The organism is Microlunatus aurantiacus (assembly GCF_039536605.1).
In the GTDB taxonomy this organism is placed as follows: Bacteria; Actinomycetota; Actinomycetes; order Propionibacteriales; family Propionibacteriaceae; genus Microlunatus; species Microlunatus aurantiacus.
On record NZ_BAAAYX010000014.1, the window covers coordinates 1 to 15,962 of the forward strand.

Sequence of the window (15,962 nt, forward strand, 5' to 3'; positions counted from 1 at the left end):
CCGCGCCGGCCGCCCCCGCGCCGGCCGCCGGCCGGGTCTCGACGTGCTCCACTGGAGGTGTGCCGACCGCAGACGTGCCGAGTGACCGGGTGACCGACGTCCTGGTGGTGGACGGGGCGAACGTGGTCGGGTCCCGGCCCGACGGCTGGTGGCGCGACCGGCCCGGTGCGGCGGCGCGGTTGCACCGCCGGCTCGGCGCGACCGTGGGCCTGGCGGACCGCATCGTCCTGGTCCTCGAGGGTCGGGCTCGGCCCGGTGTGCCGGCGGGCCGGGGAGGGCCGGAGGACCCGAGGACCGTCGTCGAGGTCGTGCACGCCACCGGTGCGGGCGACGACCGGATCGTGGTCGAGGCGACCGCTGCGGTGGCCGACGGGGCGGCGGTGACCGTGGTGACCGCGGACCGCGACCTGGCTCGACGCGTGGTGGAGGTGGGTGCCGCGGTGCTCGGTCCGGGTCGGCTCCTGGACCGTCTCGTGAGCGACCGGGACGCAGCGCGCGATCGGCTAGACTAGGCCGGCAGCCCTGCCACAGGGCTGACTTCGCATGTCCACAGCCCGATCCCCGGATCGGGACCTCGCCGCACGGTCTCGCTCCGTCGAGTCGCGACGAGGTGTGGTCATCAGGCGGTCCCGAACCGTTCGGGACCGACGAACCGTCACGCCGGCACCAACGCCGGTAAGGAAAGGAATGCGGCCATGGCCGTCGTCACCACCCGCCAGCTGCTCGAGAGCGGCGTCCACTTCGGGCACCAGACCCGTCGCTGGAACCCGAAGATGAAGAGATTCATCTTCACCGAGCGCAACGGCATCTACATCATCGACCTGCAGCAGTCGTTGACGTACATCGACCGCGCTTACGCGTTCGTCAAGGAGACCGTCTCCCGTGGCGGCCAGGTGCTGTTCATCGGCACCAAGAAGCAGGCCCAGGAGACCATCGCCGAGCAGGCCACCCGCGTCGGCATGCCCTTCGTGAACCAGCGCTGGCTGGGCGGCATGCTGACCAACTTCGGCACCATCTCCAAGCGGATCCAGCGGCTCAAGGAGCTGGAGGGCATGGACTTCGACGACGTCGCGGCTTCCGGCCTGACCAAGAAGGAGCTCCTCGGTCTCCGCCGCGAGAAGGAGAAGCTGGAGAAGACCCTCGGCGGCATCCGGGACATGCCCCGCACCCCGCAGGCCGTGTGGATCGTGGACACCAAGAAGGAGCACCTGGCCGTCGACGAGGCCCGCAAGCTGCGGATCCCCGTGATCGGCATCCTGGACACCAACTGCGATCCTGACGAGGTCGACTTCGCGGTGCCGGGCAACGACGACGCGATCCGGTCGGTCTCCCTGCTGACCCGCGTGATCGCCGACGCCGTCGCCGATGGTCTGGTCTCCCGCTCCGGCGGCCAGAGCAGCGCCGAGGCCGGCACCGGCGCCGAGCCGATGCCCGACTGGGAGCGCGAGCTCCTGGGCGCCCAGGACGAGGCGGCGGCTCCGGCCGACGCCGCTCCGGCCGCTGCCGACGAGGCCCCGGCCGAGTCGACCGAGGACGAGACCCCCGCCGTGCAGACGCTCGACGAGGAGGCTGAAGCCGTGGCCGCGGCCCCCGACGCCGCTCCGGTGCCCGCCGACGAGATCCCGGCCGTGGTCGCGGCCGAGGCCGACGCCGACGCGCAGCCGACCGAGCAGGGCGAGCACCGCACCGAGGCCTGAGCCTCGCCGGAGCACCAGCCGACCGGTGCGCGCCGCGAGGCGGCGCGCACCGGTCACCACCCACCCACTCACCGGGCGCGAACCCCGCGCCCGGGTGAGAGCACCGACAAGCTGATGAGGAACGAACTGATGGCGGGATTCTCCGCGCAGGATGTCAAGAAGCTCCGGGACGCCACCGGCGCCGGGATGATGGACGCCAAGAAGGCCCTGACCGAGGCCGACGGCGACTTCGAGAAGGCCACCGAGCTGCTCCGGATCTCCGGGCAGGCCAAGGCCGCCAAGCGGGGCGCCGAGCGCTCCGCCAGCAACGGCCTGGTCGTGTTCGCCGAGGGTGCGCTGGTCCAACTGGGCGCCGAGACCGACTTCGTGGCCAAGAACGCCGAGTTCCAGGCCCTCGCCGACGACGTGGTCAAGGCCGTCGCCGCCGCCAAGGCCGACTCGGTCGAGGCGGCCAACGCGGCCACCCTGGCCTCCGGCAAGACCGTGGCCGAGGCCGTCAGCGAGCTGTCCGCCACCATCGGCGAGAAGCTCGAGATCGCCAACGCCGCCTACTTCGACGGGCAGACCGCGGTCTACCTGCACAAGCGCGCGTCCGACCTGCCGCCGCAGGTCGGCGTGGTGGTGCAGTACGAGGGTGACGACGCCTCCGCGGCCCGCACCGCCGCCATGCAGGTCGCGGCCATGAAGCCGCAGTACCTGACGCCGGACGAGGTCCCCGCCGACCTGCTCGAGAACGAGCGCCGGATCGCCGAGGCCACGGCCAAGGAGGAGGGCAAGCCCGAGCGGGCGGTCCCGATGATCGTCGAGGGTCGCGTGAACGCCTTCCTCAAGGACGTCTGCCTGCTGAAGCAGCCGTCGGTGACCGACAACAAGACGCCGGTCGCTACCCTCCTGGACAGCGCCGGTGTGAAGGTCACCCGGTTCGTCCGCTTCGAAGCCGCTGCCTGAGTGATCTCGAGGCCGGACCCCGCCACACGTCTCCAGGAGAGCTCATGACCAGTCCGTACAAGCGCGTCCTGCTCAAGCTCTCCGGAGAGGTGTTCGGCGGCGGCCGCGTCGGGGTCGACCCCGACGTGGTCGGTGGGCTGGCCCAGCAGATCGCCGCTGTGGTCGCGGGGGGCACCCAGGTCGCCATCGTCGTGGGTGGCGGCAACTTCTTCCGCGGCGCCGAGCTCCAGCAGCGCGGCATGGACCGTGACCGGGCCGACTACATGGGCATGCTGGGCACGGTGATGAACTGCCTGGCCCTCCAGGACTTCCTGGAGAAGACCGGGGTGCAGACCCGGGTCCAGACCGCCATCGCCATGGGTCAGGTCGCCGAGCCCTACATCCCGCGCCGCGCCGAGCGGCACCTGGAGAAGGGCCGCGTGGTCATCTTCGGCGCCGGTTCGGGGATGCCGTACTTCTCCACCGACACCGTGGCCGCCCAGCGGGCGCTGGAGATCAGCGCCGACGTGCTGCTGATGGGCAAGCAGGGGGTCGACGGGGTCTACGACGCCGACCCGAAGACCCATCCCGAAGCGATCAAGTTCGACCACCTGAGCTACGACGAGTACCTCGCGCGGGACCTCAAGGTCGCCGACGCCACCGCCATCAGCATGGCGCGCGACTACGCCCTGCCGATGATCTTCTTCAGCCTGGACGACGACGGCTCCATCGTGGCCGTCGTCGCGGGTGAGAGGATCGGGACGACCGTCCACGCCTGACCACCGGCCCCGGGGGTGACCCCACTCGGGTCGGCCGCACTACCCTGCTAGAACCGATCCCCGCCCCAATCCCGATCCCCGTGCTGAGGAGCCGATCCCGTGATCCCCGACATCCTGACCGAGGCCGAGCTCAAGATGGACTCCGCGGTCGAGCACGCCAAGGAGGACTTCGCGGCCATCCGCACAGGTCGGGCCCACCCGGCGATGTTCGCCAAGCTGACCGCGGACTACTACGGCGCCCAGACCCCGCTCCAGCAGCTGGCCAGCTTCCAGGTGCCGGACGCCCGGATGGTCCTCATCTCCCCGTACGACAAGTCGTCGATGACCGCTATCGAGAAGTCGATCCGTGACTCCGACCTGGGCGTGAACCCGTCCAACGACGGGAACGTCATCCGCGTCTCGCTGCCGCAGCTGACCGAGGAGCGGCGCAAGGAGTACATCAAGGTCGCCCGGACCAAGGCCGAGGACGCCCGGATCTCAGTGCGCAACCACCGCCGCTGGGCCAAGGACTCCCTGGACAAGATGGTCAAGGACAAGGAGGTCGGCGAGGACGAGGTGGCCCGCGCCGAGAAGCAGCTCGACCAGGTGACCAAGACCTACGTCGACCAGATCGACGACATCCTGAAGAACAAGGAAGCCGAGCTCCTCGAGGTCTAGACCGTCAGGTCACGACCCGACGAGGCCCGAGAGCTCAGCGAGGACCCATGGCGAGCAGCGAGACCCCTGGTCCGGCCACCGGCGACGCGTCGCCGGCGGCCCCGGCGGGGCGCGACCACGGCCGGGCCGGTCGCAACCTGCCCGCGGCCATCGGTCTCGGCGTCGTGCTGGGTGCCTACGTCGTGGTCAGTCTGATCTTCTTCAAGCCGGCCTTCGTGCTGCTGGTCGCGGTGGCTCTGTGCATGGGTTCGCTGGAGCTCTACCACGCCCTGCAGCGGCACGGCATGAAGGCGGCCATCCAGCCGATCATCATCGGCACCATGGCCATCTCGATCGGCTCCTACCTGGCCGGCATCCAGCGACCGGTCGTGTTCTCCACCACCAGCGTGCTGCTGGCGGCCCTGGCCCTGACCGTCCTGGCCGCGCTGATCTGGCGGGTCCCCGGGGGGGCCAACGGCTACGTCGGCGACACGGCGGCCAGTCTGATGATCATCGGCTACGTGCCGATGCTCGGCTCCTTCGCGGCCCTGATGCTGGCGGGGGAGAACGGCGTGTCTCGGCTGGTGACGTACATGCTCGTGGTGGTGATGAGCGACACCGGCGGCTACGTCGTCGGGGTGTTGCTCGGCAAGCACCCGATGGCCCCGAGGATCAGCCCCAAAAAGTCGTGGGAGGGCTTCGCCGGCTCGATGCTCTTCGGTCTGGTGTCGGCCGTCGCGATGACCGTGCTGGCGCTGAAGCAGCCGTTCTGGGTCGGCATCATCCTGGGCGTCTGCCTGGTCGGCATCGGCGTGATGGGCGATCTGATCGAGTCGCTGATCAAGCGCGACCTGGGCATCAAGGACATGAGCTCGGTGTTGCCCGGTCACGGCGGGGTGATGGACCGGCTCGACTCGCTGCTGGTCGCGGCACCGGTAGCCTGGCTCATCATGTACCTACTGGTTCCCGGCGGATGAACGAACCGCTGCCGCTGATCCTCGAGTCGCCGCGGCGAGGTCAGCCGCCGAAGCACTGGGCCGACCTGACTCCCACGCAGCGTCGTGAGCAGGTGGAGGCGGCCGGCCATCGCGCGTTCCGGGCCCGACAGCTGTCCAGTCACTACTTCGAGGGTCTGCGCACCGACCCGAGCGAGTGGACCGATCTGCCCGAGACGGTCCGCGCCTCGCTGGCGGCCGCCTTCATGCCCGAGCTGCTGCGCGAGGTCCGGACGCAGACCGCCGACGGCGGCGACACGGTCAAGACCTTGTGGCGGCTGTTCGACAACGCCCTGGTGGAGAGCGTCTTGATGCGCTACCCCGACCGGGTGACGATGTGCGTGTCCAGCCAGGCCGGCTGCGGGATGGCCTGCCCGTTCTGCGCCACCGGTCAGGGCGGCCTGCAGCGCAACCTGAGCCAGGGCGAGATCGTCGAGCAGGTCGTGGACGGGGCCCGCCGGCTCCGTCGCGGGGACGTCGACGGCGACCGGGTCAGCAACGTCGTGTTCATGGGCATGGGTGAGCCGATGGCCAACTACAAGGCCGTCATCGGAGCCGTCCGCCAGCTCGTGGCGCCCTCCCCGGACGGACTCGGCATGAGTGCGCGCGGTATCACCGTGTCCACCGTGGGTCTGGTGCCCCGGATGCAGCAGCTGGCCACCGAGGGCATCCCGGTGACCCTGGCGCTCTCGCTGCACGCCCCCGACGACGAGCTGCGCGACGAGCTGGTGCCGATCAACACGCGGTGGAACATCGACGAGGTGGTCAACGCCGCCTGGGAGTACGCCCGGCAGACCAAGCGCCGCGTCTCCATCGAGTACATCCTGATCCGCGACGTCAACGACCAGGCGTTCCGGGCCGACCTGCTGGCCAAGGTGCTCAAGCGGCGGGGCAACTGGGGCTGGGTGCACGTGAACCTGATCCCGCTCAACCCGACCCCGGGCTCGCGCTGGACGGCTTCGCGGCGTCGCGACGAGGACGAGTTCGTCCGCCGGCTGCGCGACAAGGGGGTGCCGGTCACGGTCCGCGACACCCGCGGTCGCGAGATCGACGGCGCCTGCGGTCAGCTGGCGGCGACGGACACGGACGCGTGAGCCCCCTCGTCCCGTGAGCGACGGTCAGGGGCACTTCGCGTCCGCCCGCGACGACCTGTACGAGGTCCGCTCGCAGGCGGACGGCCCGAGCGGCGCCCTGCCGCTGACCGACGAGCTGCTGCGCCACGCCCCCAGCGGCACCGTGTTCGGGATGACCCAGAACGTCGGGATGGGGGCGGACCCCGAGCGGTCCGGAGACCCCGGGGTGCTGCTCCTGTCCACCCAGGGCGGGTTGCGACGACCGGACGGCTCACCCGCTGCGCTGGGGTACCACACGGGCCACTACGAGCTGGGCACCATCGCGGCCACCGTGGCCGAGGAGCTGACCGGGCGGGGTTTCCTGCCCTTCGCCGGTTTCGTCTCGGACCCGTGCGACGGTCGGTCGCAGGGCACCACGGCGATGTTCGACTCGTTGCCCTACCGCAACGACGCCGCCATCGTGATGCGCCGGTTGATCCGGTCGCTGCCGCACCGGGTCGGGGTGGTCGGCATCGCCACCTGCGACAAGGGGCTGCCGGCGATGATGATGGCGCTGGCCGGGGCACCCGACATCCCGTCGGTGCTGGTGCCGGGTGGGGTGACCCTGCCCCCGGCCCACGGCGAGGACGCCGGCACGATCCAGACGCTGGGTGCCCGCTACGCGCACGGACTCATCTCGCTGGAGGACGCAGCGTCGCTCGGTTGCGCCGCCTGCGCCTCCTCGGGCGGCGGCTGCCAGTTCCTCGGCACCGCGGCCACCGCCCAGGTGGTGGGCGAGGCCCTCGGCCTGGCCGTCGGGCACACCGCCCTGGCCCCGTCCGGCGAGCCGGTCTGGCTGGAGGGCGGTCTGCGGTCTGTGCGGGCGCTGGCTGCGGCGATCGAGCGTGGTCAGACCACCGCCGACGTGCTCGACGACGACGCCGTCCACAACGCGATGGTGGTGCACGCCGCCTTCGGTGGCTCCACCAACCTGCTGCTGCACGTCCCGGCGATCGCGCACGCGGCCGGACTGCGCCGGCCCACCGCCGCCGACTGGCTGGAGGTGGCCAGGTCGACCCCCCGGATCGTCTCGGTGCTGCCCAACGGCCCGGTGATGCACCCGACCGTACGGGTCTACCTGGCCGGCGGGGTGCCGGAGGTGATGCTGCACCTCCGCGACCTGGGCCTGTTGCGTACCGACGCCCGGGTGGTGGAGGGGACGACACTGGGGGAGCGCCTGGACGCGTGGCGCGACAGCGGACGGCGGACGCGGTTCCGGCAGATCCTGGCCGACCGGGGCTTCGATCCCGACGAGGTGATCTTCCCGCCCGACCGGGCCCGTGAGGTCGGGATGGCCGGCACGGTCGCCTTCCCGGTCGGGAACCTGGCGCCGGAGGGATCGGTGGTCAAGGCGACCGCGATCGACCCCCGATCCCTGGACGACGACGGCGTCTACCGCTTCACCGGCCCGGCCCGGGTCTTCACCGACGAGCACACCGCGATCGAGGCGATCAAGACCGGCGTGGTCCGGGCGGGTGAGGTGATCGCCCTGATCGGCTGCGGGCCCGCCGGCACCGGCATGGAGGAGACCTACCAGCTGACCTCGGCGCTGAAGCACGTGCCGTTCGGACGTGAGGTCGCTCTGCTCACCGATGCGCGCTTCTCGGGGGTGTCGACCGGCGCCTGCCTCGGTCACGTCGGCCCGGAGGCGCTGGCCGGGGGACCGGTGGGGCGGCTGCGCACCGGCGACATGGTCCGGATCGAGATCGACACCCGCCGCCTGACGGGCACCCTGGACTTCGTCGGTCGACCCGGCGCGGAGCTGAGCCCGGCCGAGGGCGCCATCGAGCTGGCCGTTCGGCCCCGCGCCGAGGGCCTGGCACCGCACCCCGACCTGCCCGCGGACACCCGCCTGTGGGCCGCGTTGCAGCAGGTCAGCGGCGGCACCTGGGGCGGTTGCGTGTACGACGTGGACGCCATCACCGCGCGACTGGCCGACGGCGCCTGACCCGGCCGCAAACATCGAGTCCGCGGTCGAGCAGGAGGTCGGGGCACGGTCCTGCGCCGGTCCGCGTGCCCGAACCTCCTTCTCGGGGACCGGCAGGTGGGTGGCGGTGACCGGGGTGACGACGTCCTGGAGGGTGCTCACCGGCCCAGGCCAGGCGGCTCTGGGCTCCGCGAGAACGCGCTCAGACCTTGACAGCCGACCCCTCGGCCGTTGTGCTCAGGTGTCGTCACGCGCTCTCGAAGGGACTCTCATGGCACCCACGGTGCTCCGGTCAGCCGTCCTCGTCGGACTGCTGGGTCTGCTCGTCGCCCTGCTCCCGGCTGTCGTGGTGGCCCCCGCCGCATCGCCATCAGCTCCCTCGGCGGAGGCGGCCACACCGCGACCGCGCGGGGTGGGTGGGTCGTGGCGGATGGTCTTCTGGGACGGCTTCTCGGGCTCACGGCTCAAGACCGGCAACTGGCAGCCGAACTGGCTCGGGCCATCGGACACGACAGTGACGAAGCCGATCAACACCGAGGAGCGCTCCTGCTACGACCCGCGGAACGTGCGGGTCGCCGGGGGGACCCTGCGCCTCACGGCCGAGAAGCGGAGCTGTCGGGCCAGCAACGGACGCACCTACCCGTACGCCTCCGGTCTGGTGCAGTCCAGTGACGACTTCCGGTTCTCCTACGGCTACGCCGAGGCCCGGATCTACCTACCCCCGTCCAACGGGAAGGGCGCCCCGCGCGGGTCGTGCGGCCCGAACTGGCCGGCCTTCTGGCTCAACGGCGACGACTGGCGGACCGACGGTGAGTACGACGTGATGGAGTGCCTGTCGGGCAACGACGTGGCCTGGCACGTCCACTGGGGAACGGGCACGAAGCACTCGGTGGGGGCCTACCCGAAGTCCTGGCGCGACGACATGCCGGGCTCCGGCGGCTGGCATACGTTCGGGGTCGACTGGGCACCGGGCAAGGCCACGTTCTACTACGACGGCAAGAAGGTGGGCACCCAGAGGTCAGGCGTGACCCCGAAGCCGCACTACCTGATCCTGAACCTCGGTGTCTCGGGCTCCGCGGTCACGGTGCCGCAGACGATGCAGGTCGACTACGTGCGGGTCTGGAAGCGCCGCTGACCCCTCGTTGTTGTCGCGCGGCACCGCCCGACGGCTACGGCGTGCTGGGCAGACCCGGGGTGACCGAGGCGTAGTCCCTGGTCGGCACCAGCCGGACCCGGGACACCGACGCGGCCGCCAGCAGCTTGGCCGCGGCCGCCTCGTCGGGGTCGCCGTCGGCGTACAGCAGGCTGCGCAGGGCGAACAGCAGGTTCTCCGGCGGATCCAGGTGGGTCCGGGCCGGGTTGATGAGATCCGGCCGGACGTAGAGGGCGAGCAGCAGCAGCCCGTACACCGGTTGCTGACCGGCCGACAGCGCGGGCTGGTAGTAGGGCACGTCGAGGATGAGCGCGTCGAAGCGGTCGTAGAAGCGGAGCCGGGAGAGCGGGTCGCCGTGCCGCGGATGCGCCTCGTGGTGATCGGGGTGCTGGACCTCGGCCAGCACCAGACTCGGCTGCTCGGTCTCCTCGAGGGTGGCGATGAAGCCGTGGTAGAGCTCCGTCCCCAGACCGGTGCCGCGGAGATCCTCCCGGGTCGCCATCTGCCGGAGCACGACGGCGCTGGCGGCGCGGACGTTGACGAACACCGCGGCCGCGACCACCTCTCCGGAGGCGTCGTCGACCCCGACCAGCAACGTGGTGACGCCGTCCTCGAGCTTGGTCTCGAACTCCTCGTACGGCTCGAGCTCGTCGAGCACGAAGCTCGGCGCGAGCACGGTGTCGAAGGCGGCCCGCCGGTCCTCGGGCGTGGCCACCCGCACGGTCAGGCTCATCTCGATCTCCCTGCTGCAGCGTGGATTCTGAGCCGGAGGCTACGGGATCGGAGTCTCGTTCCGGTATCGGACCGGCGGCTGGACGTCCTCGCCCGGGGTTGGCCCGGTCGGGTACGGTCCCGGGTTCCCGACCGTGACCGCGTGTCGGCCCGGACCAAGGAGTGCACCGCATGCCCAGACTGACCACGATCACCGGCGCCCTGTTGGTGCTGACCGGTGTGGTGGCCTTCATCGTCACCTCGGCCAGCAGCGTCACCGCGCTGATCCCCGCGTTCGTCGGCGGGCTGCTGCTGATCTGCGCGGCCCTGGCCGGCCGGGAGGCGCTCCGCCGGCACGCGATCCACGCCGCGCTCGTGGTGGCCCTGCTCGGCGCCCTCGGCTCGCTGATGAACGTGGCCAAGATCGGCCAGCTGTTCGCCGGCACCGCCGAGCGGCCGGCCGCCATCATCGTCAGCGTGATCCTGTTCGTGGTGTGCGTCGTCTACGTCGCGATCGGGGTCCGGTCGTTCATCGCCGCTCGCAGGACTCGCGCCGCGGCCTGACCGTCTCCAGGCTCCGTCCGTGCGGGGTGCGGCAGGATGGCGCCCGTGAGTGCACTGGATGAGTCGCTGGTCGAGCTGGCGCAGGCGTACGGGATCGCCACGGAGTACTGGGACTGGCAGGGTCACCACGTCGCCGTGGCCGCCGAGACCGTGATCGCGGTGCTGGCCGGCCTGGACGTCGACGCCTCGACCACGGAACGGGCCTGGGCGGCGCTCGCGGCCCACCACCGCGAGCCGTGGACCCGGATGCTGCCGCGCTGCGTGGCGACCCGGGAGGGCCACCCGTACGTGATCGCCGTGCACGTCACCGACGGGGACCCGGTCGACATCTGGGTCGAGCTGGAGACCGGGGCGGGGCGGGGGCTGAGCCAGCTGGAGAACTGGACCCCGGCGCGCGAGATCGACGGCCGCTGGGTCGGCGAGGCCAGCTTCGAGATCCCCGGCGACCTGCCGCTCGGCTACCACACGGTCCGGGCCCGCAGCGGCGGCCAGGAGGCGGCGATGCCGCTGATCGTCACCCCGGCGTGGGTGGGTGTCCCGGCCCGGCAGGGGGACCGGCGGGCCTGGGGCCTGGCCACCCAGCTGTACAGCGTCCGCTCCCACGACTCCTGGGGCGTGGGCGACCTCGCCGATCTCGCCGATCTGGCCGTCTGGTCCGCCGGGCGGCACGGCGCCGACTACATCCTGATCAACCCGCTGCACGCCGCCGAGCCGGTGGCGCCGCTGGAGCCGTCGCCCTACCTGCCGAGCACCCGGCGCTTCTTCAACCCGCTCTACATCCGGCCGGAGCGGATCCCCGAGGCGCTCGGCCTGGACCAGGGTCAGCGCGCCGTCGTGGCCGGTCTCAAGGCCGGTCTGGACACCACCGAAGCCTGGCAGACCATCCAGCGTGATGCGGCCTGGACCGCCAAGCGGGAGGCGCTGCGGCTCATCTACGCGGTGCCGCGATCGCCCGGTCGCCAGCTCGCGTTCTCGACCTTCCGGCGGCGGGCCGGTGAGGGGCTGGAGCGGTTCGCGCAGTGGGCGGTGCTGAGCGAGCAGCACGGACCCCACTTCACCGACTGGCCCGCCGAGCTGCAGCACCCGACGTCGGCCCGGGTCGCCGAGTTCAGTGCCCTGCACGGCGACGAGATCGACTTCGTCTGCTGGCTGCAGTGGGTGATGGACGAGCAGCTGGCCGCCACCCAGGTGGCCGGCGAGCAGGCCGGCATGGGGCTGGGCATCATGCACGACCTCGCCGTCGGGGTGCACCCGTACGGCGCCGACGCCTGGGCGTTGAAGGACACGTACGCGCAGGGGATCTCGGTGGGGGCGCCGCCGGACCCGTACAACCAGAACGGGCAGAACTGGAGCCAGCCACCGTGGCGTCCGGACCGGCTCGCCGACCAGGCGTACGCGCCGTACCGGGAGATGGTGCGCACCATCCTGCGGCACGCGGGCGGCATCCGGGTCGACCACGTGATCGGTCTGTTTCGGTTGTGGTGGATCCCGGAGGGAGCGGGCCCGACGAAGGGGACCTACGTCCGCAACGACCACGAGGCGATGGTCGGCATCCTGGCGCTGGAGGCCCACCGGGCCGGTGCCGTGGTGGTGGGGGAGGACCTGGGCACGGTCGAGCCGTGGGTGCGGGACTACCTGCGGGAGCGGGGCATCCTCGGCACCTCGATCCTGTGGTTCGAGTTCGACTTCCACGGCGACCAGTCACCGCTGGCTCCGGACAAGTGGCGGGAGTACTGCCTGGCCTCGGTGACCACCCACGACCTGCCGCCCACGGCGGGCTACCTGGCCGGCGACCACGTACGGCTGCGGGACCGGCTGGGCGTGCTCACCCGCCCACTGGCCGAGGAGCTGGCGGTCGACGAGGCCGAGCGCACCGCCTGGCTGGACAACCTGCGCAGCCGCAACGGGCTGCCCGACGGGGCGGACGAGGAGGCGACCGTTGCCGCCCTGTACCGCTATCTCACCTGGACCGAGTCGCGGCTGCTGTGCGTGGCGCTGGGAGACGCGATCGGCGACCGGCGGGTGCAGAACCAGCCCGGCACCATCGACGAGTACCCGAACTGGCGGGTGCCGCTGAGCGGGCCGGACGGCCAGCCCGTCTGGTTGGAGGACGTGCTGACCGACCGCCGCGCCCGCGACCTGCTCCGCGTCGTCGGCGGTCACTGAACCCCCGAGGGCGTCGGGGTTCGGCCGGGTCAGCGGCCGCCGATCACGCCCTTCTCGACGGCCTTGGTGACGGCGTCGGCCTCGGCCTGGGTCAACGTGCCGGCCTTGACCGCGGCGTCGAGCCGGGTCTTCAACTCGGCAGCCCGGTCGGCCTGACGGGCGACCCGGATCTCGTCGAGGGCCTTGGTCACCAACGCCCTGTCGAGGCCGAGCTTCTCGGCCAGCGCCTTCGCCAGAGCCGCGTCACGGGCTGCGGGATCGGGGCGGGTGGGCTTGGCGCTCGGGTCGGCGCTCGGCGCGGTGGACGGCTTGGCCGGGCGGTTCGCCTCGCGGATCTCCTGCAGCGCCGTGGTGACCTTGGCCTCGGTGACGCCCAGCTTCTCGGCGAGCTGCTGGGCCAGGTCACCCTCGAAGGCACCGCGGCCGGGTCCGCCACGGTGCCCCCCGGGGCCGGGGCCGCCCCGACCGGGATCGGCGGGGGCGGACGCCGAGGGGTTCGGCGAGGGCGTGGTGGTCGGGTCGGCCGAGGCGAGACCGGCGACGCCGACGCCGATGCCGAGAGCCAGTGCGCCGGCGGCGGCCGAGGCGACGACGATCGTGGTGGAACGAGGCACGCGAGAGCTCCTGTCTTCGATGATGCAGTGCAGACGAGGATCCGCAGGCCGACTGGGCCCGCCCTGGGACGCACCTGTCAGGAGACTGTCACTGGCTGTGCGGCCCGTCGACGGCCGAGGGCGCCTGCGAGGATCAGACCACAGACAGCCTGCCCGGCTGTCGGCTTCCCGAGGCGGTGGCGATGGACGACACGGACCCGCGCGCGACGACCCCGACCAGCGGGGGCGGCGGTGGGGACAGCGTGATCACCGTCATCGTCGCCTTCGTCGCCAACCTGTTGATCGCGGTGGCCAAGACGGTGGCCGCCTCCCTCACCTCGTCGGCCTCGATGCTGGCCGAGGCCGCCCACTCCTGGGCGGACACCGGCAACGAGGTGTTCCTGCTCGTCGCGGAGCGCCGCTCCGGGCGGCAGCGCGATGTGCGCCACCCGATGGGCTACGGCAAGGAGGCGTACGTCTGGTCGATGTTCGCCGCCTTCGGGCTGTTCACCGCCGGCGCTGTGGTCTCCATCAGCCACGGGGTCAGCGAGCTGCGGAACCCCGAGCCGGCTAGCGACTACCTGATCGCGTACGTGGTGCTGGCGGTCGCCTTCGTGCTGGAGGGGATCTCCTTCACCCAGGCGTTCCGGCAGACCCGCCGGAACGCGGACCGGCTGAAGCGGCGGCACCTGGCGTACGTGCTGAACACCTCCAACCCGACGCTGCGGGCGGTGTTCTTCGAGGACGCGGCCGCTCTGGTGGGGCTGCTGATCGCCTTCGGGGGCATCGCGCTGCACCAGCTGACCGGGTCACCGGTGCCGGACGCGATCGGCTCGATCCTGGTCGGTGTGCTCCTGGGGGTGATCGCGGTGGTGCTGATCAACCGCAACCGGCGGTTCCTGATCGGCGAGGCGGTGCCCACCGACTACCGCAACCGGGTGCTGACCGACCTGCTCGCCTCCGCCGAGATCGACCGTGTCACCTACCTGCACCTGGAGTTCGTCGGTCCGGAGCGGGTCTTCCTGGTCGCGGCGGTCGATCTCGCGGGCGACGAGCTCGAGCACGACGTCGCGGTGCGGCTGCGCCGGGTCGAGCGGTCGATCGAGTCCCACGACGCCGTCGAGGAGGCCGTGCTCACGCTGTCCACCGCCGACGAGGCGTCCCTCGAACCCCGCTGAGCGGGGCGCGCCCGCCCGGGGCGGACCGGGCTCAGTCCGGCTTGCGCAGGTCCTGCAGGGTGCCGGCCCGCAGCGGGACGGTGCCCCAGGTCGCGGTGAAGGTCGCGTACTCGGAGTCGCAGCGGACCGTCAACCGGTGCGGGGTCTCGAGGAACAGCACCTCGACCGCGAGCCGGCCGCCGTCCCAGCCGCCGCTGACCGCGACCGGCACCCCGTCGCGACCCTCGGCGTCGGGCCCGTCGGCGACCTGCCAGCCGTCGCCCCCCAGCACGCCGGACAACCGCCGGTCGTCCTCGACCAGGGTGATCCGCCACCCGTCGCCAGCTCGGCTCGTCTCCACAGCGGTGAGGGTGGGCTGGTGCTCGCACCGTCCGCCCCGGGGGGTGAACACGGCGTCCTCCCACCGCTCGGGGGTCTCCTCGGGGTCCGGCTTGCCGGTGGCCGCGGGCAGGGCCAGAGCGGTCATCCTCCGGGCCAGCCGCACGTCGGCGGCCGTCCGGTCCGGGCTGGAGCGGTGGTCGTCGCCCAGGGCAGGTAGCACGTGGGTCCACAGCCCGTCGAGCACCGTCTGCATGTCCAGCGAGGCGCCGGTGATGGCCACCACGGTCTGCTGCTCGGGCAGCACGATGCAGTACTGCCCGTACGCCCCGTCACCGCGATACCCGTGGCGGGCCATCCAGAACTGGAAGCCGTAGCCCTGGCTCCAGTCCGGGTTCTCCTCGAGGGGGTTCTCGACCTGCACGCTGGTCGCCTCCTCGACCCACTCCTCGGGCAGCAGCCGGCGGTCCCCCCACCACCCGCGCTGCAGGTAGAGCTGACCCAGCTTGGCGATCGCGTCGGTGGTGGCGTGCAGACCCGTGAAGCCCAGGGCGCGGCCCGGCGGCTGCTGCTGCCAGCCGACCCGCCCGATGCCCAGGGGCTCGAACAGTCGCGGGGTCAGGTAGTCGACCAGACCCTGACCCGACTCCCGCTGCACGATGGCGGCCAGCGTGTAGGTGCACGGCTGGTTGTAGGCGAACCAGGTGCCCGGCTCGTGCTCCGGCGGGATCTGCAGGAAGCCGCGGACCGGCTCGGCCGGGTCGAGCGCGATCGCCTGCTCGATGGTCTCGGCGTGGTGCCCGCTGGCCATCGCCGCCACGTGCCGGACCAGCATCGACCGGCTGCGCTCGTCGGTGACGTCGGCGTCCAGCTCGGGGAAGTAGGAGAGCACGGTGCGGTCCAGGTCCAGCAGACCCTCGGCCACGGCCAGCCCGGCGGCGGTGGAGGCGAAGCTCTTGCTCAGCGAGTAGAGCAGGTGCACCCGGTCCGGGGCGTACGGCGCCCACCAGCCCTCGGTGACCACGTGCCCGTTGCGCAGCAGCATCAGGCTGTGCAGCTCCACGTCATCGGTGACGGCCATCTGGTCCAGGAACGCCTCGACGCCGGCGGCGTCGACGCCCTGGGCGCTGGGGGTGCTGCGGGGGAACGCGGTGAACGGCATGACCCGAGCCTAGGACGTGCCTCCGACGGTGCGACGTCACGCAC

At 71.8% G+C, this 15,962-nt stretch carries 15 protein-coding genes; 12 read left to right on the top strand and 3 right to left on the bottom strand.

Annotated elements, in window-relative coordinates; genetic code table 11:
- The 9 genes from ABD714_RS16830 to ABD714_RS16870 form a co-directional block, all read left to right on the top strand.
- A partial coding sequence (locus ABD714_RS16830) for a hypothetical protein (RefSeq protein ID WP_344813600.1) occupies nucleotides 1-512 on the top strand: 512 nt, incomplete at its 5' end.
- Nucleotides 513-695: 183 nt separating this feature from the next.
- Nucleotides 696-1,697 (top strand): 30S ribosomal protein S2, encoded by a 1,002-nt coding sequence (rpsB, locus tag ABD714_RS16835; protein WP_344813601.1) that lies wholly within the window; start codon nucleotides 696-698, stop codon nucleotides 1,695-1,697.
- Nucleotides 1,698-1,826: 129 nt separating this feature from the next.
- Entirely contained in the window at nucleotides 1,827-2,645 is an 819-nt protein-coding gene (tsf, locus tag ABD714_RS16840) for a translation elongation factor Ts (protein ID WP_344813602.1), read from the top strand.
- Between the two features lie 44 nt (nucleotides 2,646-2,689).
- Nucleotides 2,690-3,403: a UMP kinase gene (gene pyrH / locus ABD714_RS16845; protein ID WP_344813603.1), complete on the top strand. Its 714-nt coding sequence runs from the start codon at nucleotides 2,690-2,692 to the stop codon at nucleotides 3,401-3,403.
- Between the two features lie 135 nt (nucleotides 3,404-3,538).
- Complete coding sequence (gene frr, locus ABD714_RS16850) at nucleotides 3,539-4,060, top strand: ribosome recycling factor (RefSeq protein ID WP_425562412.1); 522 nt, start codon at nucleotides 3,539-3,541, stop codon at nucleotides 4,058-4,060.
- Between the two features lie 47 nt (nucleotides 4,061-4,107).
- A complete protein-coding gene (locus ABD714_RS16855; RefSeq protein WP_344813604.1) occupies nucleotides 4,108-5,016 on the top strand; it encodes a phosphatidate cytidylyltransferase in 909 nt (302 codons plus the stop codon).
- The gene (gene rlmN / locus ABD714_RS16860) at nucleotides 5,013-6,128 is read left to right on the top strand and encodes a dual-specificity RNA methyltransferase RlmN (protein ID WP_344813605.1); all 1,116 of its coding nucleotides are present in this window, start codon (nucleotides 5,013-5,015) and stop codon (nucleotides 6,126-6,128) included. The genes ABD714_RS16855 and rlmN overlap by 4 nt, the downstream gene beginning before the upstream one ends.
- Nucleotides 6,129-6,141: 13 nt before the next feature.
- Nucleotides 6,142-8,094, top strand: a complete 1,953-nt coding sequence (locus tag ABD714_RS16865; protein ID WP_344813606.1) for a YjhG/YagF family D-xylonate dehydratase — start codon at nucleotides 6,142-6,144, stop codon at nucleotides 8,092-8,094.
- A 250-nt stretch (nucleotides 8,095-8,344) separates the two neighbouring features.
- On the top strand, nucleotides 8,345-9,208 hold the full coding sequence (locus ABD714_RS16870; RefSeq protein ID WP_344813607.1) for a glycoside hydrolase family 16 protein: 864 nt from the start codon (nucleotides 8,345-8,347) through the stop codon (nucleotides 9,206-9,208).
- A gap of 34 nt (nucleotides 9,209-9,242) precedes the next feature.
- On the opposite strand, the gene ABD714_RS16875 is transcribed toward ABD714_RS16870, so the two are convergent.
- Nucleotides 9,243-9,959: a GNAT family N-acetyltransferase gene (locus tag ABD714_RS16875; protein ID WP_344813608.1), complete on the bottom strand. Its 717-nt coding sequence runs from the start codon at nucleotides 9,957-9,959 to the stop codon at nucleotides 9,243-9,245.
- Nucleotides 9,960-10,129: 170 nt separating this feature from the next.
- Here ABD714_RS16875 and ABD714_RS16880 point away from each other — a divergent pair, with 170 nt between their 5' ends.
- Together ABD714_RS16880 and malQ are read left to right on the top strand one after the other, a co-directional pair.
- Nucleotides 10,130-10,501 carry a hypothetical protein gene (locus ABD714_RS16880; RefSeq protein ID WP_344813609.1) on the top strand — a complete coding sequence of 124 codons (372 nt, stop codon included), beginning with the start codon at nucleotides 10,130-10,132 and terminating at the stop codon, nucleotides 10,499-10,501.
- 45 nt (nucleotides 10,502-10,546) lie between these two features.
- Nucleotides 10,547-12,667, top strand: a complete 2,121-nt coding sequence (gene malQ / locus ABD714_RS16885; protein WP_425562408.1) for a 4-alpha-glucanotransferase — start codon at nucleotides 10,547-10,549, stop codon at nucleotides 12,665-12,667.
- Between the two features lie 29 nt (nucleotides 12,668-12,696).
- Here the strand turns inward: malQ and ABD714_RS16890 are convergent, their stop codons facing one another.
- Nucleotides 12,697-13,281 carry a hypothetical protein gene (locus ABD714_RS16890; protein WP_344813611.1) on the bottom strand — a complete coding sequence of 195 codons (585 nt, stop codon included), beginning with the start codon at nucleotides 13,279-13,281 and terminating at the stop codon, nucleotides 12,697-12,699.
- A gap of 182 nt (nucleotides 13,282-13,463) precedes the next feature.
- Between ABD714_RS16890 and ABD714_RS16895 the strand changes: the two genes are divergently transcribed.
- A complete protein-coding gene (locus tag ABD714_RS16895) occupies nucleotides 13,464-14,438 on the top strand; it encodes a cation diffusion facilitator family transporter (protein WP_344813612.1) in 975 nt (324 codons plus the stop codon).
- 31 nt (nucleotides 14,439-14,469) lie between these two features.
- Here the strand turns inward: ABD714_RS16895 and ABD714_RS16900 are convergent, their stop codons facing one another.
- Nucleotides 14,470-15,918 (bottom strand): serine hydrolase domain-containing protein, encoded by a 1,449-nt coding sequence (locus ABD714_RS16900; protein WP_344813613.1) that lies wholly within the window; start codon nucleotides 15,916-15,918, stop codon nucleotides 14,470-14,472.
- Nucleotides 15,919-15,962: the final 44 nt, after the last annotated feature.